23 protein-coding genes are annotated in these 18822 nt (G+C 71.3%); 14 read left to right on the top strand and 9 right to left on the bottom strand.

Features of this window, described 5'->3' with window-relative positions:
- Positions 1 to 46: 46 nt before the first annotated feature.
- Both DLJ58_RS33405 and DLJ58_RS33410 read right to left on the bottom strand, forming a co-directional pair.
- Entirely contained in the window at positions 47 to 583 is a 537-nt protein-coding gene (locus DLJ58_RS33405) for a hypothetical protein (RefSeq protein ID WP_208741488.1), read from the bottom strand.
- Between the two features lie 92 nt (positions 584 to 675).
- Positions 676 to 1191, bottom strand: coding sequence for a MaoC family dehydratase (locus DLJ58_RS33410; RefSeq protein ID WP_030486570.1), 516 nt, complete (start codon positions 1189 to 1191; stop codon positions 676 to 678).
- 548 nt (positions 1192 to 1739) lie between these two features.
- Between DLJ58_RS33410 and trxA the strand changes: the two genes are divergently transcribed.
- The 3 genes from trxA to DLJ58_RS33425 all read left to right on the top strand — a co-directional run bounded on the left by trxA (position 1740) and on the right by DLJ58_RS33425 (position 3665).
- Complete coding sequence (trxA, locus tag DLJ58_RS33415; RefSeq protein ID WP_007455291.1) at positions 1740 to 2102, top strand: thioredoxin; 363 nt, start codon at positions 1740 to 1742, stop codon at positions 2100 to 2102.
- Between the two features lie 154 nt (positions 2103 to 2256).
- On the top strand, positions 2257 to 2697 hold the full coding sequence (locus tag DLJ58_RS33420) for a hypothetical protein (protein ID WP_091394742.1): 441 nt from the start codon (positions 2257 to 2259) through the stop codon (positions 2695 to 2697).
- Positions 2694 to 3665, top strand: a complete 972-nt coding sequence (locus DLJ58_RS33425) for an HTTM domain-containing protein (RefSeq protein WP_124863051.1) — start codon at positions 2694 to 2696, stop codon at positions 3663 to 3665. The genes DLJ58_RS33420 and DLJ58_RS33425 overlap by 4 nt, the downstream gene beginning before the upstream one ends.
- On the opposite strand, the gene DLJ58_RS33430 is transcribed toward DLJ58_RS33425, so the two are convergent.
- Positions 3629 to 4048: a thiol-disulfide oxidoreductase DCC family protein gene (locus DLJ58_RS33430; protein ID WP_124863053.1), complete on the bottom strand. Its 420-nt coding sequence runs from the start codon at positions 4046 to 4048 to the stop codon at positions 3629 to 3631. The two genes, DLJ58_RS33425 and DLJ58_RS33430, sit on opposite strands and share 37 nt — an antisense overlap.
- A 93-nt stretch (positions 4049 to 4141) precedes the next feature.
- On the opposite strand from DLJ58_RS33430, the gene DLJ58_RS33435 reads away from it, so the two are divergent.
- Both DLJ58_RS33435 and DLJ58_RS33440 read left to right on the top strand, forming a co-directional pair.
- Positions 4142 to 5188 carry an Rv2578c family radical SAM protein gene (locus DLJ58_RS33435; protein ID WP_124863056.1) on the top strand — a complete coding sequence of 349 codons (1047 nt, stop codon included), beginning with the start codon at positions 4142 to 4144 and terminating at the stop codon, positions 5186 to 5188.
- A gap of 19 nt (positions 5189 to 5207) precedes the next feature.
- The gene (locus tag DLJ58_RS33440) at positions 5208 to 5615 is read left to right on the top strand and encodes a CoA-binding protein (protein WP_124863060.1); all 408 of its coding nucleotides are present in this window, start codon (positions 5208 to 5210) and stop codon (positions 5613 to 5615) included.
- Between the two features lie 104 nt (positions 5616 to 5719).
- Here DLJ58_RS33440 and DLJ58_RS33445 read toward each other — a convergent pair whose 3' ends face one another.
- Complete coding sequence (locus DLJ58_RS33445; protein WP_124863063.1) at positions 5720 to 6916, bottom strand: acyl-CoA dehydrogenase family protein; 1197 nt, start codon at positions 6914 to 6916, stop codon at positions 5720 to 5722.
- Positions 6917 to 7093: 177 nt separating this feature from the next.
- Between DLJ58_RS33445 and DLJ58_RS33450 the strand changes: the two genes are divergently transcribed.
- Complete coding sequence (locus tag DLJ58_RS33450; protein ID WP_208741489.1) at positions 7094 to 7633, top strand: DUF4190 domain-containing protein; 540 nt, start codon at positions 7094 to 7096, stop codon at positions 7631 to 7633.
- A 27-nt stretch (positions 7634 to 7660) separates the two neighbouring features.
- On the opposite strand, the gene DLJ58_RS33455 is transcribed toward DLJ58_RS33450, so the two are convergent.
- Positions 7661 to 8566, bottom strand: a complete 906-nt coding sequence (locus tag DLJ58_RS33455; RefSeq protein ID WP_091394758.1) for an SDR family NAD(P)-dependent oxidoreductase — start codon at positions 8564 to 8566, stop codon at positions 7661 to 7663.
- A 118-nt stretch (positions 8567 to 8684) separates the two neighbouring features.
- Between DLJ58_RS33455 and DLJ58_RS33460 the strand changes: the two genes are divergently transcribed.
- Positions 8685 to 9224, top strand: coding sequence for a DUF4190 domain-containing protein (locus DLJ58_RS33460; RefSeq protein ID WP_124863067.1), 540 nt, complete (start codon positions 8685 to 8687; stop codon positions 9222 to 9224).
- A gap of 79 nt (positions 9225 to 9303) precedes the next feature.
- On the opposite strand, the gene DLJ58_RS33465 is transcribed toward DLJ58_RS33460, so the two are convergent.
- Positions 9304 to 10260: an HpcH/HpaI aldolase/citrate lyase family protein gene (locus DLJ58_RS33465; protein WP_124863071.1), complete on the bottom strand. Its 957-nt coding sequence runs from the start codon at positions 10258 to 10260 to the stop codon at positions 9304 to 9306.
- Between the two features lie 129 nt (positions 10261 to 10389).
- On the opposite strand from DLJ58_RS33465, the gene DLJ58_RS33470 reads away from it, so the two are divergent.
- The 3 genes from DLJ58_RS33470 to DLJ58_RS34815 all read left to right on the top strand — a co-directional run bounded on the left by DLJ58_RS33470 (position 10390) and on the right by DLJ58_RS34815 (position 12274).
- Complete coding sequence (locus DLJ58_RS33470; RefSeq protein ID WP_124863114.1) at positions 10390 to 11214, top strand: SDR family NAD(P)-dependent oxidoreductase; 825 nt, start codon at positions 10390 to 10392, stop codon at positions 11212 to 11214.
- Complete coding sequence (locus DLJ58_RS33475; protein WP_124863074.1) at positions 11207 to 11500, top strand: hypothetical protein; 294 nt, start codon at positions 11207 to 11209, stop codon at positions 11498 to 11500. Before DLJ58_RS33470 ends, DLJ58_RS33475 begins: the two co-directional genes overlap by 8 nt.
- A 129-nt stretch (positions 11501 to 11629) precedes the next feature.
- Positions 11630 to 12274: a hypothetical protein gene (locus DLJ58_RS34815; protein ID WP_124863077.1), complete on the top strand. Its 645-nt coding sequence runs from the start codon at positions 11630 to 11632 to the stop codon at positions 12272 to 12274.
- A gap of 6 nt (positions 12275 to 12280) precedes the next feature.
- On the opposite strand, the gene DLJ58_RS33485 is transcribed toward DLJ58_RS34815, so the two are convergent.
- Positions 12281 to 13237: a DMT family transporter gene (locus tag DLJ58_RS33485; protein WP_124863080.1), complete on the bottom strand. Its 957-nt coding sequence runs from the start codon at positions 13235 to 13237 to the stop codon at positions 12281 to 12283.
- A gap of 107 nt (positions 13238 to 13344) precedes the next feature.
- Between DLJ58_RS33485 and DLJ58_RS33490 the strand changes: the two genes are divergently transcribed.
- Positions 13345 to 14064 carry an HAD family hydrolase gene (locus DLJ58_RS33490; RefSeq protein WP_124863083.1) on the top strand — a complete coding sequence of 240 codons (720 nt, stop codon included), beginning with the start codon at positions 13345 to 13347 and terminating at the stop codon, positions 14062 to 14064.
- Between the two features lie 8 nt (positions 14065 to 14072).
- Here DLJ58_RS33490 and DLJ58_RS33495 read toward each other — a convergent pair whose 3' ends face one another.
- Positions 14073 to 14603: a hypothetical protein gene (locus DLJ58_RS33495; protein ID WP_124863086.1), complete on the bottom strand. Its 531-nt coding sequence runs from the start codon at positions 14601 to 14603 to the stop codon at positions 14073 to 14075.
- A gap of 12 nt (positions 14604 to 14615) precedes the next feature.
- Positions 14616 to 15485 carry a PhzF family phenazine biosynthesis protein gene (locus DLJ58_RS33500; protein WP_124863090.1) on the bottom strand — a complete coding sequence of 290 codons (870 nt, stop codon included), beginning with the start codon at positions 15483 to 15485 and terminating at the stop codon, positions 14616 to 14618.
- Between the two features lie 33 nt (positions 15486 to 15518).
- Between DLJ58_RS33500 and DLJ58_RS33505 the strand changes: the two genes are divergently transcribed.
- The 3 genes from DLJ58_RS33505 to DLJ58_RS33515 all read left to right on the top strand — a co-directional run bounded on the left by DLJ58_RS33505 (position 15519) and on the right by DLJ58_RS33515 (position 18673).
- Positions 15519 to 16805, top strand: a complete 1287-nt coding sequence (locus DLJ58_RS33505; protein ID WP_124863093.1) for a magnesium transporter MgtE N-terminal domain-containing protein — start codon at positions 15519 to 15521, stop codon at positions 16803 to 16805.
- Positions 16798 to 17448, top strand: a complete 651-nt coding sequence (locus DLJ58_RS33510; protein WP_124863096.1) for a DUF1003 domain-containing protein — start codon at positions 16798 to 16800, stop codon at positions 17446 to 17448. Before DLJ58_RS33505 ends, DLJ58_RS33510 begins: the two co-directional genes overlap by 8 nt.
- A gap of 76 nt (positions 17449 to 17524) precedes the next feature.
- Positions 17525 to 18673, top strand: a complete 1149-nt coding sequence (locus DLJ58_RS33515) for an Mrp/NBP35 family ATP-binding protein (RefSeq protein WP_124863099.1) — start codon at positions 17525 to 17527, stop codon at positions 18671 to 18673.
- The last annotated feature ends 149 nt before the right edge of the window (positions 18674 to 18822 follow it).

Genomic DNA, 18822 nt, shown 5'->3' on the forward strand with positions numbered 1-18822 from the left:
TCAGAGGGTACGGACCGCGTCGGCGCCGGGCGCGGCGACCTGCCGGTCAGCCCAGGTCGAGGGCGGCACCGAGCCGGTCCAGGAAGCGCCGGTCCGCCGGGCTGGCCGGTGGGTCCACCCGGCGCGCGCCGGTGCCGGGCACCGCGCGACAGACCCGGGCCGCGACCGACTGCACCCACTGGCGGTACGCGGCCGAGTCGGCGGGGTCGGCCCGTCGCCGGAGGACCCGGCTCGCCGCACGGCAGGCGGCCAGCAGGTCCACCAGGTCGGTGAGCCGCTCGGTGGGTTGCGGGGTGCCGTCGTGGCGGGCGTAGATCGTGGCGACCACCGCCCGGACCAGGTCGCTGTCGGAGGCTCGGCCCGCGGCCACGGCATCCAGGCCGGCCAGGCCGGCCATCACTCCACGCTCCGTCCGCCCAGGACCGGGTGCCGCGGCGGCCACGAGAACCCGACCAGGCAGGCCAGTGAGCAGATCCCACTCGGCGGCGGAGTAGACAGCGGTGGTCAAGGGTGCGGCTCGGCGGCCGGCAGAGGACGGCTCTCCCGCTACGGAGTGGCTCATCGGAACCTCCGGCGTCAGCATATGCCCCGCGACGGGCACAGGACCCCTTCCCCAGCAGACCCGCGGTGGGGAAAGGGCCCTGTGTTCGTCGACGGTCGAGCCCGCCGCGACTGTCAGCGCGGCTCGGGGAAGCTGGGCCGCTCCGGATCCACTCCGTCGGGCACCGCGGCGGCCGCGTACTCCCGCTTGGGAACCATGACCTTGCGTCGGAAGACGCAGACCATCGTGCCGTCCTGGTTGTAGCCGCGGGTCTCCACCGACACCACGCCCCGGTCGGGTTTCGAGCCGGACTCACGCTTGTCCAGCACCGTGGTCTCGCCGTAGATGGTGTCGCCGTGGAAGGTCGGCGCGACGTGCCGCAGCGACTCGACCTCCAGGTTGGCGATCGCCTTGCCACTCACATCGGGTACGGACATGCCGAGCAGCAGCGAGTAGATGTAGTTGCCGACCACGACGTTGCGCTTGAACTGGCTGGCCGTCGCGGCGTAGTGCGCGTCCATGTGCAGCGGGTGGTGGTTCATGGTGAGCAGGCAGAAGAGGTGATCGTCGTACTCGGTGACGGTCTTGCCCGGCCAGTGCCGGTAGACCGCGCCGACCTCGAACTCCTCGTAGTAGCGACCGAACTGCATGCTGGTCCCTTCGACGGGCGGCGATGGAGTTCGGCACAGCATGCCTTACCGATGGTTAAGGCGACCGGCGGGGCGCGACGGCGGCGGAAATGTCACACCGGTCACTCGCCTGGGGGGAGACGCAATGAGCGGCGGGGCCCTCCCCGGCACCCGCCGCCCACGCTCTGATGTGAGGAATTCTGCCCTACGCCTGCGTAGGTTCAACAGAGATCGCGGTCACATTTATCTTTTTGTAACACTACTGTGAGTGACGAAGCGGAGGTTGATCAGCGATCTCTGCAGGCCGGATACCTCCTTGTCAAGGCCCAAGTTACCGATTCGTAGCGCTCAATCGCGTGGATCTCCCTGGAAACGCTCCCATCACCGCAGGTCACGCAAGTGCGTCATGCACTTGCGTTCCGCAGGTCGGGTGTGAACAGATGCGCATCGATGACCTGCGGCACCCCCCGGCAGCCCCGGGCACGTTTCGTGCCCCACCGCCCGGGAATTCGATACGGTCAGCCCTGGTTCTACGGGACGTAGATAAACCGCGGTGATCGGAGAGTGCAATGGCAACCGTTGAGCTGACCTCGACGAACTTCGACGAGGTGACCGGCAACGACGGCATCGTCCTGGTCGACTTCTGGGCCGACTGGTGTGGTCCGTGCAAGCGGTTCGCCCCGGTCTACGAGCGCTCCTCGGAGAAGCACCAGAACATCGTCTTCGGCAAGGTCGACACGGAGGCTCAGCAGGAGCTGGGCGCGAAGTTCGACATTCGGTCGATCCCGACGATCATGGCGATCCGTGACGGCGTCATCGTCTTCGCCCAGCCGGGCGCCCTTCCCGAGTCCGCGCTGGAGAACCTGATCGAGCAGGTCGAAGCGCTGGACATGGACGACGTCCGCAAGCAGCTGGCCGAGCACAACCACTGAGTCGTTCCCACGACGACACGCGAGGCCGGGCCCGATGCGGGCCCGGCCTTCGTCGTACCCCCACCGACTCCCACATGATCACCTGCCTGGTCAGGCCGAACTGGCCGTCGGAGGGACCCGAGGCCGTCGGTACATCCCGTATCGTCACGACCCGATGGAGAACCTGACCACCCGCGGGCGCGTGACCCGGCTGGGCGCGACCGCACTCGGCCTCGTCCTGCTCGTCGTCGGCACCTTCTGGGGCAGCGACGACGATTTCCCGTTCGGCCCGTTCCGGATGTACTCCACCTCCAACCCGCCGAACGCACCCGCACCCGACACCCGCGTCGAGGGGGTGAACAGTTCCGGGGCGGTGGTCGACCTCGACCAGAACGCGACAGGCATCCGCCGCGCCGAGATCGAGGGTCAGCAGGCCCGATACGCCGCCGACCCGACGCTGCTCACCGAGGTCGCCGACGCGTACGCCGAACGCCACCCGGACGCCCCCGCGCTGGTCGAGGTCCGCATCGTCATCCGCTGGCACGGCATCCGCGCCGGCCGACCGACCGGTCAACACACCGACCAGACCGTCGTCCGCTGGCAGGCCACCCGATGAACCGCTGGCTGACCGAGGCCGTACCCCGGGGCCGGGTGGCCGCCTTCCGCACCCTGATCTACCTGTTCGTCGCCGCCGATCTGGTGATCTTCACCCCCTGGGTACGCACCCGGGTCAGCGTGCCCGGCGACCTGTACCAGCCACTCCTGATCGGCCGCCTGCTCCCACTGCCGACGCCAACCGAGACGCTGGTGACGGTGATCTTCTGGGCGTTGCTGCTGCTCGCCCTCCTCGCCGCCACCGGCCGAGCGCCCCGGCTGCTCGGCTGGGCGGTGTGCGCGCTGTACCTGGAGTGGATGATCATCGCGATGAGCTACGGGAAGGTCGACCACGACCGGTTCGGGCTGCTCGTCGCACTGGCCGTGCTGCCCACCGCCGGTCGCGCCCGACACGGCGACACCACCCGCACCGAGGCCGGCGGCTGGGCGCTACGTGTCACCCAGATCGCGGTGATCTGCACGTACTTCCTGGCCGCCTTCGCCAAGCTGCGCTTCGGCGGTCTGGACTGGCTGACCGGCTCGGTCCTGGCCCGTGCGATCATCCGACGCGGCACCGACCTGGCGGACCTCATCGCCCAGGTGCCGTACCTGCTGATCGTCGCCCAGTTCGGCATCGTGGCGTTCGAGCTGCTGAGCCCGATGGTCTTCTTCCTGCCACCCCGCTGGCGACTCGCCATGGTCGGCTTCTTCTACTCGTTCCATGCAGTCACCGTCGCGACCATCACGATCTCGTTCGCGCCGCACCTGGCCGCGATGACCAGCTTCCTACCGCTGGAGCGGGTGCGCCCGCTGGTCCGGGCACGCCGGCTGATCGGGCGTGGCCCTTCCGAGGCAGCGACGACCGATGCTCCGGAACCGCGCCCGGCCGAGGGCGACCCGGTGCCGGCCGACCAGGGCCCGGTGGCAGCCGGCGCGGGGCCGGCGCTCGACGGTCAGGCGCCGGTGGTCGGGCGACCGGTCGGGCCGTAGAGCCGCTCCCGGGCCTCCTGAGGCAGGGAGCAGGCCGCCGTGCCACCGGGAAGTCGGTGCCGGTTGCGCGCCACCCAGCGGTACAACGGCCAGGCCGCGACGCGTACCGGAGGAATCCGCAGGCCGGCGCCGGCGACCCGCCAGAGCGGACCACTCGCGGCGAGCAGCTTCGCGATGGCGTCCGGACCGGCCGCTCGCGAGCCGTCCGCGCCGACCCACTGCACGGCCTCCTCGCACTCGGCCACGGTGAGGCCGAGCGCGTCCAGGTCGGCGAACTGCCAGGGCACCACCCGTGCGGCGGTGGGGATGCGGCGCTCGATGAACTCCGCACAGCTCGTGCAGAACGCGCAGTCCCCGTCGTAGACGAAGGTCGACGTCTCCATGATGTCCATCCTCCCCTCTCCGACCACCCGGACGCCCACCGGTGTACGGCGGGTCACTTGCGCTTGCCTCGTACACGTGTTCGAATAATGGCCATGCGCTGGGACAACCTCACCGCTCCCCCGGTCGAGGGAGACCCCGAGCGGGCAGCGCCAGCGACGCCACCCCTGCCGCTGGCGCTGCCCGGCGCCGTCGCCCGCACCTTCGACACCCCCGAGTTCGCCGGGATGACCTTCTACGAGGTGCAGGCCAAGTCCATCCTCAACCGGGTGCCCGGGCAGTCCCGCGTCCCGTTCGAGTGGACGGTCAACCCATACCGGGGCTGTTCTCATGCATGTCGCTACTGTTTCGCGAGAAATACTCACACTTATCTCGATCTCGACGCCGGTGCGGACTTCGACCGGAAGGTGATCGTCAAGGTCAACGCCGGTGAGCTGGTCCGGCGGGAGCTGGCCGCGCCGCGCTGGCGGGGCGCGCACGTGGCGATGGGCACCAACGTGGACTGCTACCAGCGGGCCGAGGGTCGCTACCGGCTGATGCCGCAGATCATCGGCGCCCTGCGAGACTTCGCCAACCCGTTCTCGATCCTCACCAAGGGCACGTTGATCCTGCGCGACCTGCCGCTGTTGCGCGAGGCAGCCGAGGTGACCACCGTGGGCATCTCCTTCTCGGTGGGGTTCGTCGACGAGCACCTCTGGCGCACCGTCGAGCCGGGCACACCGCACCCACGCCGCCGACTGGACGCCGTCCGGGCGCTCGCCGACGCCGGCTTCTCCGTCGGCGTGCTGATGGCCCCGATCCTGCCCGGCCTCAGCGACAGCGACGAGTCGATCGAGGCCACCGTCTCGGCGATCGCCGCCGCAGGCGCGACGAGCGTGACAGCCCTGCCCCTGCACCTGCGTCCCGGCGCCCGGGAGTGGTACGCGCACTGGCTCGCCCGCGAGCACCCGCACCTCGTCCCCCGCTACCGCGAGTTGTATCGGGCCGGCGCGTACGCGCCGCAGACGTACCAGCGGGAGTTGACCGCACGGGTGCGGATCGCCGCCCGCCGGCACGGGCTGCACCGCGGGGAGCGGGGCGACAACCGCAGCCTGCCCGAGCCGCCGCCACCGTCGGCGGCCGAGCAGCTGACGCTGCTGTAGTCGGAGCTACAGTCGGCGGGTGCGTACCGCTCAGCAGATCCTCGCCGACTCCGCCGTGATCGCCGTCGTGGGCGCGTCCCGCGACCCGTTCAAGGCCGCGCACGGCGTGCCGTTGCAGATGCAGCAGTACGGCTGGCGCATCATCCCGGTCAACCCGACCGTCGACGAACTGTTCGGGGAGCGGGCCTACCGGACCCTCGCCGACATTCCGCACCCCGTCGACCTGGTGGACGTGTTCCGACCGGCGGCCGACGCCGTGCAGGTGGTCCGGGACGCGGCGGCGATCGGTGCCCCCGCGGTCTGGCTGCAACTGGGCATCGTCTCGGCCGAGGCGCGGCGGATCGCCGAGGGGGCCGGCATGGACTACGTCGAGGACCGCTGCCTCATCGTCGAACGCGCCGCCGCCAACCTGACCCGCCTGCCCTGACCCACCCACCCCCGCGATCTTGCACTTACTGTCCCGGCATAACCGACACAAGGGTCAATCGGGCAACCGAAAGTGCAAGATCGCGAGGGTGCAGGGCGTGGAATTTAGAGCTTGTACTCCTTGAGGAGACCGCGGGAGATGATGGTCTTCTGGATCTCTGAGGTGCCCTCGCCGATGAGCAGGAACGGGGCCTCCCGCATCAGCCGCTCGATCTCGTACTCCTTGGAGTAGCCGTAGCCGCCGTGAATGCGGAACGCCTCCTGGACGACCTCGGCGCAGTATTCCGAGGCGAGCAGCTTGGCCATCCCGGCCTCCACGTCGTTGCGCTGGCCGGCGTCCTTGAGCCGGGCGGCGTTGACCATGAGGGCGTGCGCGGCCTCGATCTTCGTGCCCATCTCGGCGAGCTTGAAGGCGATCGCCTGGTGCTTGGCCAGAGGCTGACCAAAGGTCTTGCGCTGCTGGGCGTACTGCACGGCCAACTCGAAGGCGCGGATGGAGATGCCGCAGGCACGGGCGGCCACGTTGACCCGGCCCACCTCGATGCCGTCCATCATCTGGTAGAAGCCGCGGCCGACCTGGTCGGCGCCACCGAGGATCGCGGAGTCGGGGACTGTCACGCCGTCGAGGACCATCTCGGTGGTCTCGACGCCCTTGTAGCCCATCTTCTCGATCTTGCCGGGGATGGTCAGCCCGGGGGCGGTCTCGCCGAAGCCCGGCTCCTTCTCCAGCAGGAAGGTGCTCATGTTGCCGTACACCGACTCCGCGCCGGTGTCGGTCTTGACCAGGGTGGCCACCACCGAGGAGTACGCCCCGTTGGTGAGCCACATCTTCTGCCCGTTGAGCACGTAACGGTCGCCGTCGCGAACGGCCCTGGACTTGATCGCGGAGACGTCGGAGCCGGTCTCGGGCTCGGACATGGAGAACGCGCCGCGCACCTCGCCGGTGGCCATCTTCGGCAGCAGCCGGGCCTTCTGCTCGGCGGAGCCGTGCTGGGAGATCAGGTACGCCACGATGAAGTGGGTGTTGACGATGCCAGAGATCGACATCCAGCCCCGGGACAGCTGCTCCACCACCAGCGCGTAGGTGAGCAGCGACTCGCCGAGCCCGCCGTACTCCTCGTCGATGGTGAGGCCGAACAGCCCCATCTCGCGCATGCCGTCGAGGATGTCGGTGGGGTATTCGTCGGCGTGCTCCAGCCGCTGCGCGTGCGGGATGATCTCCTTGTCGGCGAAGTCCCGAACGGTCTCCAGGATCGACTGCTGCACATCGGTCAGGCCGGGCGTCTGGGCGAGTCGAGCCATCTCAGCCTCCGAGGATCAGCGCACTACTCATGGGTAACTGAACGCTGGGTCAGTATCGGCCCCTCGGGTCGACGAGGCCAAGGTGACCAGTCCACACAACCGCTGTGAAAAGGTTCACCGCTGCGGGTAGCGTCCGGCAAGAGGGACTTTTCCGGCACCGGCAGGAGGAGGACAGCTGTGAGCTACCCGCCGCCGTCGGGACCGCCCGAGGACGAGCCGCCGCCGTCACCCTACGAGCCACCGAAGGACCAGTCGCCGTACGCGCCACCGCCGGCCGGTCAGCCGCCGTCCGCGCCGCAGCCGGACCAGCCGGCGTACGAACTGCCAGCGGAACGCTCACCGTACGGACCGCCGGCGGGCGAACCGTCGCCGTACGGCCACCAGGGGCCGCAGCAGTCGGCGCACTGGAGCCAGCAACCGCCGTACCCCCCGCAGGGCCCCTACGGCCAGTACGGCCCACCGCCGTCCGGGCCGGGTCGGGGCACCAACGTGCTGGCGATCCTGTCACTGGTGTTCGCCTTCGTCTTTCCGCCGGCCGGCGTCGTCCTCGGCCACGTGGCCAAGCGGCAGATCCGCACCAACGGCGAGGAGGGCGACCAGCTCGCGACCTGGGGGCTGATCCTTGGCTACGTCTTCACCGGGCTCACCGTGCTGGCCTGCTGTGGCTGGCTGGCGCTGGTGGCCTTCAGCAACACCGGCGACAGCGGCAGCTACTGACGAACGGGCCGGTGCGGACCGGCACCGTCAGCGGAAGCGGGCCTCGCGGACGCTGTTGCCGCCGTCCACCACCAGCATCTGCCCGGTGATGTACGAGGCAGCCGGCGAGCAGAGGAAGCTGATCGCCGCGGCGACCTCGTCCGGCGTGCCCGGTCGCCCCACCGGGGTGCCCAATCCCTGCTTGATCTCGGCCATGGTGGACGCCGCGGTGTAGATGGTGCCCGGTGCCACCGCGTTGACGGTCACCCCGTCGGCGATCATCTCCATGGCCAGAGCCCGGGTCAGCCCGACGACCCCGGCCTTCGCCGCGGCGTACGCGGCCTCGGTGGGCAGGGCGTTGACCGGGCCGGCCGTGGCCGCCAGGTTGACGATGCGACCCCAACCCCGCTCGGCCATCCCCCCGATGAACGCCCGGCTGCACAGGAACGCGGTGGAGAGGTTGCGGTCGATCTCGCCGCGCCACTCGTCGTAGGTCAGCTGCGCTACCGGCCGCAGCACCCCCTGGCTGGCGCGACTGGCCAGGCCGGCGTTGTTGACAAGCACCTCGACGTCGCCCAACTGCTCGGCGACCGCATCGGCCAGCGCGCCGACCTCGGACTCGTCGGTCAGGTCCGCGACGAAGCCGGTCACCCCCAGCTCGGTCGCCCGCTCGTGGATGCGTCGGGTGGTGGAGACGATGGCCACCCGCGCGCCCAGGTCGGCGAGTCGCCGGGCGGTGGCATAACCGATGCCGTCCGGGCTGCCCGCCCCGGTGACCAGGGCGACCCGCCCGTCGAGGCGCATGGTGACCGGGTCGGTGAGCGCGACCGGCTCGTCGGGGCCGGGACTGCCCGCCGGGGCGGCCGTCCGTGCGCGCCGGGCAGCGCCCGGGCGGCTGACGTCCCGTCGGGGTCGACTGCCGGAGCGGTCCGCGGCGCGCGCGTCGTATGCCATGTCAGGGATCCTGCCCGTTACGACCGGCCCGAGCAACGCGGCACCCGGAAGCAGGGGCGTCGGGTTTGGGCGGCGCTGGCTACCCTGTCTCCGCACCCCAACCCGACGGAGAGTTCGCATGACCAATCCCCCGCCGCCCGGCAACTGGAGCGATCCCACGTGGTCGGCCCAGCCGTCGAGCCCCGCACCGGACCCGACCCTGGTGGCCGGTCAGCCGGTGCCCGCGCAATCTGGCCCGGTCGACCCGTACGCCCCCGGTGCGTACGCACCGGTCGACCCGTACGCCGGCGCGAAGCAGTCAGCGGCCCAGCCGATGCCCGGATACGCCCCGCCCGGTTACGCCCCGCCCGGTTACCCGCCGCAGTACCCCGGCTACGGCTACCCGCAGCCCCCGAAGACCAACGGGATGGCCATCGCGGCGTTCGTGCTGGCCCTGATCGGTTTCACGTCCTGCATCACCGCGCCGATCGGCGCGATCCTCGGCCACGTGGCGCAGAAGCAGATCCGGCTCAGCGGCGAGGGCGGGGCGGGGATGGCGAAGGCCGCCATCATCGTCGGCTGGATTCTCACCGGGTTCCTGGTGCTGGTGATCGCCATCTACGCCGCCGCGATCATCTACGCGATCGCGACGAGCGACAACAGCAGCAGCAGCTACTGACCGGCGCGCGGGCGGGCCGGCGTACCGCCGATTGTCGGGCCGGACCGACAGCCGGCGGCGGTCGTCCCGGCCCGGCCGGTCACTCCGACGGTGGGGTGAACGACGAGGTACGGCTCATCCCGGCGGCCCGGCCCTTGGCCGCGACCACCAGCGCCATCTTGCGGGACGCTTCGTCGATCATCTCGTCGCCGAGCATCACGGCGCCGAGCCGGCCGCCGGCCTCCGAGGTGTAGTGCTCGTACGCGTCGAGGATCAGCTCGGCGTGGTCGTAGTCGGCCTGCGCCGGCTGGTAGACCTCGTTGGCGGCGTCGATCTGGCCCGGGTGCAGCACCCACTTGCCGTCGAAGCCCAGCGCGGCCGAGCGCTTGGCCACCTCGCGGAACCCGTCGACGTCGCGGATCTGCAGGAACGGGCCGTCGATGGCCTGCTTGTCGTGCATCCGCGCGGCCATCAGGATCCGCATCAGGATGTAGTGGTACGGGTCGCCCGGGTAGTCCGGGATCAGGCCGCCGACCACCATCGACTTCATGTTGATCGACGCCATGAAGTCGGCCGGGCCGAAGATGATGGTCTCCACGCGCGGCGAGGCGGCGGCGATGGCGTCCACGTTGACCAGACCCGCGGCGTTCTCGATCTGCGCCTCGATGCCGATCCGACCGACCTCCAGGCCGATCGTCTTCTCGATCTGGGTGAGCGTCAGGTCCAGCCACTGCACCTGGGCGGCGGTCTGCACCTTCGGCAGCATGATGCAGTCCAGGTTGGCACCGGCGCCCTCGACGACCTCGATGACATCCCGGTAGGTCCACGGGGTGGTCAGGTCGTTGACCCGGACCACCCGGGTCTTGCCGGCCCAGTCACCCTCGTTGAGGGCGGCCACGATGTTCTTGCGCGCGTCCGGCTTGGCCAGTGGGGCGACGGCGTCCTCCAGGTCGAGGAAGACCTGGTCGGCCGGGAGGCCCTGGGCCTTGCCGAGCATCTTCACGCTGGAACCCGGCACGGCGAGGCAGGACCTGCGGGGGCGACCGACTGCGGCCATGGATGTGCTCCTTCCAGCGTCCGGCGGGCATGCCGACGCCAACCTGACGACAGATCCGAAACCTTAACGATCCCAAAGGGCGTTGTGACGCCACGGTAACCTCGCGCCATGACCGGGGTGAATGGACCTGTGGAAGATCTCACTGGGCGCCGACTGGTGGTGGTGACCGGGGCCAGCTCCGGCATCGGGCTGGCCGCCGCCGTGCACCTGGCCTGCCGGGGCGACCAGGTGGTGCTGGTCGGGCGGGACCCGGCCCGCCTCCAGGCCGCAGCCGAACGGGTACGGGAGAACTCCGGTGAACGTCCGGAGCTGTTCCGGGCCGACTTCGCGATCCTCGACGACGTACGCCGGCTGGCCGAGCAGCTCCGGGCCACGTACGACCGGATCGACGTGCTCGCCAACAACGCCGGCGCGATCGCGCTGCAACCACTGAGCACTGTCGACGGCTTCGAGATGTCGATCCAGGCCAACCACCTGGCCCCGTTCCTGCTGACCAACCTGCTCGCCGACCGGGTGGGCCGGGTCGTGGTGACCGCCTCCGGCGCGCACCGCTTCGGCGCACTCGACCCGGACGACCTGAACAAGCCACTGCGGAACTACCGGCCGATGGGCGCGTACGGCACCAGCAAGCAGGCGAACATCCTGTTCACCGCCGAGGCCGCCCGGCGCTGGCCGGACGTTGCCGCGTACAGCTTCCACCCCGGGGTGGTCCGCACCCGGTTCGCCAACGACAGCAGGCTGGTCGCGTTCGGCATGCGGTTCATGCCGTTCCGCAGCCCGGAGAAGGGCGCCGAGACCCTGGTCTGGTTGGCCAAGCAGGAGCGCTCCCGGCTGATCAACGGGGGTTACTACGTCGACCGTCGGCCGCGTCGACCGCTCCGCAAGGCGGCCGATCCGCAGCTCGCCGCCCGGCTGTGGGCGGCGAGTGCCAAGGCCGTCGGTCTCGATGACTGACCGGGCCGGTGTGCTGACACTCGTCGCGATCGTCGAGTTCGCCGTCGGGGCCGAGGCCGCCGGGCAGCGCTACGAGGACGCCGTGCTGACCCTGCTCGAACGGCACGGCGGCCGGCTGGAGCGGCGACTGCGCGGCACCGACGGGCAGGCCGAGGTGCACGTGATCCGGTTCGACGGGCGGGCCGGCTACGAGTCGTTCCTCGCCGACCCGGACCGGGCGGCCCTGCGTACCGCCCTCGGCGAAGCCGCGCCGACGACCCGGGTCATCGAGGTGCACGAGGCCTGACCTTCGGCGGCGGTGGTCGCCCTCAGGGTGGAATCGACCTTTACCAGATGCGTCTTCCCTCACTTCATCACGGGGTGGCGGGCGAGAACAAGACTTGATCTTGAAGTGGCCGACAACCACCATCGAGGCATGGATTTCGATGGGACAGCCACCGCGCGCCGAGCCCTCTGGATCGGCGGCGGGCAGTGGGCCGGCAAGTCGACCGTCGCCGTCAACCTGGCCCTGCGGTTCGGCCTGACTGCGTACCTCTACGACCGGCACGACGCCCGAGGGCACGACGACCGACGTATCGCCGACCGGGTCCGGCGCGGCGAACCTCCGGCCGGCCCAGATCCGGAAACGACCTGGGTCCGCACCGTGCCAACCCGAATGGCTGCTGAGACGCTGGCACATTTCCCCCGCCGCTTCGCGTGGGTGCTCGACGACCTCAGCGCACTGGTACCCGGCCGCCGGGTGGTGGCCGAAGGGTGGGGGCTGCGACCGGAGTTGGTGGCGCCGATCGTCGAATCGGTACGGCAGATGGTGGTGCTGGTGCCCACTGCCGAGTTCCGCGCCCAGCAGATCACCCGGCTGCCACGTGCCAGCGTCGCCGTAGCGAGCGTCAGCGACCCCGAACGGGCCCTCCGCAACAGGTGGGCGAGGGACGAACTGGTAGCGGCGGACTCAGTGGCGCAGTCTGAGCGGCTGGGCGTCCGGGTTTTCCAGGTGGACGGCAGCCTCGACGGTGACCAGCTGACCGACCTGGTCGCGGATCACTTCGCCGCGTACCTGTGACGGCCGTCAGCCGTCCAGCGGAATCGGGTCGGTCGGCAGCGCGCTGGGCGCCGCTCGGCGAGCGGCCCGACCGCCGCCGAGCACCACCACCGCCACGCCGGTCAGCAGCAACGCCATGCCGAGCAGCGCGTACGGGCGGGGTAGCTGACCCAGCCAGGCCCAGCCGAGCAGGGCCGCGCCGGGCGCCTCCAGCAGGATCAGCACGCTCACCGTGGTCGCCGGGATCTTCCTCAGCGCGTAGTTGAACATCGAGTGCCCGAGCAGTTGGGCGCCGGCCACCAGGGCCAGGATGGCCAGCCAGGTACGCCCGTCGAAGCCGGTCAGCCGTACGCCGCCGACCAGGCACAGAGACAGCAGGATCAGCGCGCAGATTCCGTAGCAGATGGTGGTGTAGGTGGTGGTGCTGATGCTGACCCGGGCCCGTTCCCCGAAGGCGGTGTAGACGGCGGCGAACATGGCGCCGATCAGCGCCAGCACGTCGCCGAGGACGGCCCGGCCGGAAACCCCCACGTCCACTCCGGTGGCGACCGCCGCGCCGCCGACCGCCACCGCGATGCCGATCCACACCACCCGGGGCAGCGGACGCCCCTGGGCACGCGCGATCAGCCCCTGCCAGACCGGTTGGGTGGCGACCAGGGCGGTGGACGTGGCGACCGAGGTGAGCTGCGCGCTCGGCACCCAGGTCGCGAAGTGCCCGGCCAGGGCGACCCCGGACAGGACGCAGAACAGTCCCTCCCGCCGGCCCGCGCCGACGGTCAGCCTGCGGAACTCGGCGCGGCGTCGGACCAGCGCGAAGGGGCTCAGCACGGCCACCGCGAGCAGGTTGCGCCAGAACGCGATGGCCAGCGCCGGGGCGGCGGCGTACGCGATCAGCGGCGCGGACGACGACACGGCGACCACGGCCAGCCCGACCGCGCCGGTGGTCAGCGGATCCAGGGACGGCCGGGGCGGAGGAGGGGGCACGGGACGTAATCCTCACACGTATGACGGTCGACACGGAGGGTCATCGCTCCGTTACGATCACGCAGGTTCGCGCCGGCGACCCCTCGACCGCCCGGAGGCGCTCCCCCATGCCCAGCTACCAGGCGGTGCTGTTCGACTTCTTCGGCACCCTGACCCGTTCGGTACAACGCGGTGTCGCGCACGTCGGCACCGCCGAGCTGCTCGGGTGTCCCACCGAGATCCTGACCGAGGTGCTGAACCGCACCTACTACGAGCGGGCCACCGGCCGGCTCGGCGACGCGGAGGCGACCCTGCGCTGGGTGTGCGCCCAGGCCGGCGTACACCCCAGCGACCACGCGGTACGGGCAGCGGTGGCGTCCCGGCACCGGGCGGTCCGCGCCGACACCTGGCTGCGGGCCGACGCGGTGCCGGTGCTGGCGGCTCTGCGCCAGCGCGGCCTGCGCACCGGCGTGATCAGCGACTGTACGCACGAACTGCCGGCCTTCCTGCCGCAGCTCGCGGTCGCCCCCCTGCTCGACGTACGGGTCTTCTCGGTGCAGGTCGGGCGGTGCAAACCGGATCCGACCCTCTACCTGACGGCCTGCCGGCGGCTCGGGCTCGCGCCGGGCGACTGCCTCTACGTCGGTGACGGCGGCAGCCAGGAGTTGACCGGCGCCGAGCGGGCCGGGATGACCGCCGTCCGGCTCGCCGCACCGGACCTGGCCACGCACATGGTGTTCAACGCCGACCGGGACTGGCGCGGCCCCACGCTCGGCACCCTGGGCGAGGTGCTCGCCCTCGTCGACGCCGACGCCGCCGTGGCGGGTGTCGGTGGTCGGGCCGGCTGATCAACCGATCAGCGGCGGCGGACCCGGTGCAGGCGGAACGGCTTACGGGTGGCCCGGACCGCCGGAGTCGCCCGGGGTGGCTCGGCCTGCGCGTCGGCCGGCAACTCCGCTCCGGCCAGCGGCGTACCGGCCGGGGCGAGGCGGTTCACCGCGCATCCGTCGGCAGCCCATCGGGCCACCAGGTCAGCGCTCGGACCGGGCGCGTTGAGGCGCTTCGCCGCCACCAGCGGCGCGGTGACGTCCCACGCCTCGGTGCCCGGCTGCAACCGGCTCACCCGGGCCGGCCAGGTGACGATCCGACCTCCGTGGTCGCCGCGCAGGGTGACCTGGGCCTCGGTCGCGTCGGCCAGACCCGGTGCGGCCTGCTCGCCCGGCCCGCTGACCACCAGCAGCGCGCCCTCCAGCGGGGCGCACCAGAGCGCGAGCGCCGGCCCGCCCGCAACGCTGACCCAGGCCACGGCGGCCTTCTTCATCGCCTCGTCGACCAGTGGGGTGCCCCCGGGGGCGTCCTCGTCCGTCACACCCGCATCCTCCCGCATCGACCCCTCCGCTCAGCCCACGAACGGCGGCACGGCGATCTCGCCGCGGGCCACCGGCACCACCTGGCCGGCGACCGTCGCGCCGACCGCCACCCCGTTCGCCGCGGTGACGGTGCAGGCCAACGCGGACGGACGGTTCATCTCCGCGCCCTGACGGACCGCGTACTCCGACCGCCCCTCGCCGGGCAGCAGACCACTCGCCACCAGCCAGACACCGAGGCCGAGCGCCGCCGAACCGGTCGCCGGGTCCTCCGGAACGCCGACCCCCGGCACGAAGACCCGGGCGTGCGCGGTTTGCGCGGCGGCGTCCCAGGAGAAGACGCTGACGTGCGACACCCCGTACCGCTGCGCCGCCGCCGGGTCCACCCGGGCGCGGGCCACCGACTCCGGACGCACCGGCAGGTACGGGAACTCCAGCCCGCAGCCGGCGACCCGTGGGGCGGGCCCGATGTGGTCGCCGTCGGCCAACCCGGCGATCTCCAGCAACGGCTCCGGGTCCAACTCCGGCCCGAGAGTCGGCGTGCCCCCGGTCAGCGTCGCCCCCGACGCGGTCACCTCGATCGGCAGCACCCCGGCCCGGCACTCCTGGGTGACCTGCCCCACACCGAACATGCCCCGCCTGCTGGCGGTGACCGCCGCGCCGACGCTCGGGTGCCCGGCGAACGGCAACTCCTCCACCGGGGTGAAGATCCGGGCCCGGTAGGTGACGCCGACCTGGGTCGGTGGCAGCACGAACACCGTCTCGGACAGGTTGAACTCCAGTGCGAGCGCCTGCATCTGCTCGGTGGCCAGCGCCTCCGCGCCGAACACCACGGCCAGCGGGTTGCCGGCGAAGGGGCGGTCGGTGAAGACGTCCACGATCTCGTAGGCCAAGGTCGACATGTTGATAAACACTAGGCGCTTAGGCTGGTGCCCGTGAGCACGCCGACCCGGGTCTACATCGCCCGTCTCGCCGGAGTCGCCGTCTTCGACCCGAACGGTGACCAGGTGGGGCGGGTTCGTGACGCCGTGGCACGGCTGCGGGCGACCAAACGGCCCCCGGAGGTGGTGGGCCTCGTCGCCGAGATGCCGATGCGCCGTCGGATCTTCCTGTCCATCAACCGGATCACGTCCATCGACGTGGACGCCGTCGTGCTGGGCTCCGGCACCCTCAACCTGCGCCGGTTCGAGAAGCGCCCGAACGAGCTGCTGGTGCTCCAGGAACTGCTGGACCGACGCGTACAGCTCGACCCGGGCGGCCAGCCCGGCGCCGTCGTGGACGTCGCGATGGAGTGCAGCCGGGGCGGCGAGTGGTCGCTGACCCGCGTCGCCGTACGCGAGCAGACCGGTCGACTCAGCCGCCGCGGCCACCTGCACCAGGTCGAGTGGGACCGGGTGCGCGGGCTCAGCGGCATCGCCGACAACCGGGGTACGGCGAACCTGCTCGCGGTGTTGGAGGACATGCGCCCCGCCGACCTGGCAAACGCGTTGCAGGATCTGCCCGACGCGCGGCGCAACGAGGTCGCGGCCGCGCTGGACGACGAGCGGCTGGCCGACGTGCTCAGCGAGCTGCCGGAGCACGACCAGGTGGAGATCCTCGCCGCCCTCGACCGGGAGCGGGCCGCCGACATCCTGGAGGAGATGGACCCGGACGACGCCGCGGACCTGCTCAACGAGCTGCCCCCACCCGAGCAGGACGTGCTGCTGGACCTGATGGAGCCCGACGAGGCCGACCCGGTACGTCAGCTGCTGAAGTACACCCCGGGCACGGCGGGCAGTGTGATGACCTCGGAGCCGGTCATCCTGCCGCCGGACGCCACCGTCGCCGAGGCGCTCGCCCGGATCCGGGAGCCACAGCTCTCCCCCGCCGTCGCCGCGCAGGTCTTCGTGACCCGGGCACCGCAGAACACGCCGACCGGCCGCTACCTGGGCATGGTGCACTTCCAGGCGCTGCTGCGCGAACCCCCGGCCGACCTGCTGGGCAAGGTGGTGGTCAACGACATCGACCCGCTGCGCCCCACCACTCCGCTGCCGGAGATCACCCGCCGGATGGCCACCTACGACCTGGTTGCCATGCCGGTGATCGACCGGAACAACCGGCTGGTCGGCGCCGTGACGGTGGACGACGTGCTGGACCACTCGCTGCCCCGGGACTGGCGGGACCGCGACGCCCTGACCGCCTCGGGCACCACCGACCCCACGCTGGACGGCACGGATGGCTGACCAGCGGCGGACGGAGCGTCTCGACCAGCCACGCGAGCCCCGGGGCATCAAGCTGCCCAGGTTCGACGCGGAGGCGTTCGGTCGGTGGTCCGAGGGCATCGCCCGGGGCATGGGCACCGCGAACTTCATCGTCGTCATGACCGTGGTGATCGCGATCTGGTTCGTCTGGAACACGTTGGCCCCGGCGGACCTGCGCTTCGACCCGTACACCTTCACGTTCCTGACCCTGGTGCTGTCGTTGCAGGCCAGCTACGCGGCGCCGCTGATCCTGCTGGCCCAGAACCGGCAGGCCGACCGGGACCGCGTGGCCTTGGAGGAGGACCGGCGGAGAGCCACCGCGCAGAAGGCGGACACCGAGTACCTGGCCCGGGAGATCGCGGCCCTGCGGATCGCGCTGGGTGAGGTCGCCACCCGCGACTTCCTCCGCTCCGAGCTGGCCCGGCTGGCCGAGGAGCTGGACGAGGTGGGGCAACGCCGGCAACGACTGGAGCGCCGCCAGCAGGAGAAGGACAGCCGGCAGGAGCGGCGTGGCCAGCGGCCGACCGACGGCGTCGGACTGGAAGAACCCCGCGACGACCTGGACGGCGACTTCACCCGTGACGCCCGGCCGGACGGCACCGGCCCGCGCCGGTCAGAGAGCTGACCGACGGGTCATCGATTGGCTCACACCGCCCCGGGCAGCGGCGGCAACGGATGCCCCGCGACGTAGCATTGCGGGCATGTCAGCACCCGTGAGCACCGTCGAGGACGCGATCCAGGCCGCCCTGGCCACCGTCAACGACCCGGAGATCCGCCGGCCCATCACCGAGCTGGGCATGGTCCGCTCCGCCACGATCGGTGCCAGCGGCGTCGTCCGCGTCGAGCTGCTGCTCACCGTCGCCGGCTGCCCGCTGAAGGACAAGCTGCGTACGGACATCACCGCCGCCGTCGCCGCGGTGCCCGGCGTCACCGGCGTCGAGATCGACTTTGGCGTGATGACCCCCGAGCAGCGGCAGTCGTTGCAGTCGCAGCTGCGTGGCGGCGGCGCCACCGAGGAGCCCGTCATCCCGTTCGCCCAGCCCGGCTCGCGCACCCGCGTGTACGCGGTGGCCAGCGGCAAGGGTGGCGTCGGCAAGTCCAGCGTCACTGTCAACCTGGCGGCGGCGCTCGCCGCCCGTGGGCTCTCCGTCGGGGTCGTCGACGCCGACATCTACGGCCACTCGGTGCCCCGGATGCTCGGCACGGAGGCCCGGCCCACCCGGGTCGAGGACATGATCATGCCGCCGCAGTCGCACGGCGTGAAGGTGATCTCCATCGGCATGTTCACGTCCGGCAACGCCGCAGTCGTGTGGCGCGGCCCGATGCTGCACCGGGCACTGCAGCAGTTCCTGGCCGACGTCTACTGGGGCGACCTGGACGTGCTCCTGCTCGACCTGCCGCCGGGCACGGGTGACGTGGCCATCTCGCTGGCCCAGTTGCTGCCCAACTCGGAGATCCTGATCGTCACCACCCCGCAGACCGCCGCCGCCGAGGTGGCGGAGCGGGCCGGGGCGATCGCCCTGCAGACCCACCAGCGGGTGGTCGGCGTCATCGAGAACATGTCCTGGCTGGAGCTGCCGGACGGCTCCCGGATGGAGATCTTCGGCGCTGGCGGGGGTGAGGCTGTGGCCGAGTCTCTGAGCCGGACCATCGGCGCCCAGGTGCCGCTGCTCGGTCAGATCCCACTGGACACCCGGGTCCGCGAGGCCGGCGACGCCGGCAACCCGATCGTGCTGGCCGAGCCGGAGTCCCCGGCCGCTCAGGCGCTCGGCACGGTCGCCGACCGGCTCGCCCTGCGCCGCGACTCGCTGCTCGGTAAGCCACTCGGTCTCAAGCCCGCCGGTCGCTGATCACCCGGCACACCGTCAGCCCGTCGGCCACTGTTGGCCGGCGGGCTGAGTCGCGTCGTTGGGTGGTCCAGCCAGGCCGCCGCGACGTCGGCTGGCCGTCGGCGGGGCGCAGGCAGTCGGCTGGCGGCCGGCGGCGGCAGGCAGTCGAC

It is taken from the genome of Micromonospora arida (assembly GCF_003857035.1).
In the GTDB taxonomy this organism is placed as follows: domain Bacteria; phylum Actinomycetota; class Actinomycetes; order Mycobacteriales; family Micromonosporaceae; genus Micromonospora; species Micromonospora arida.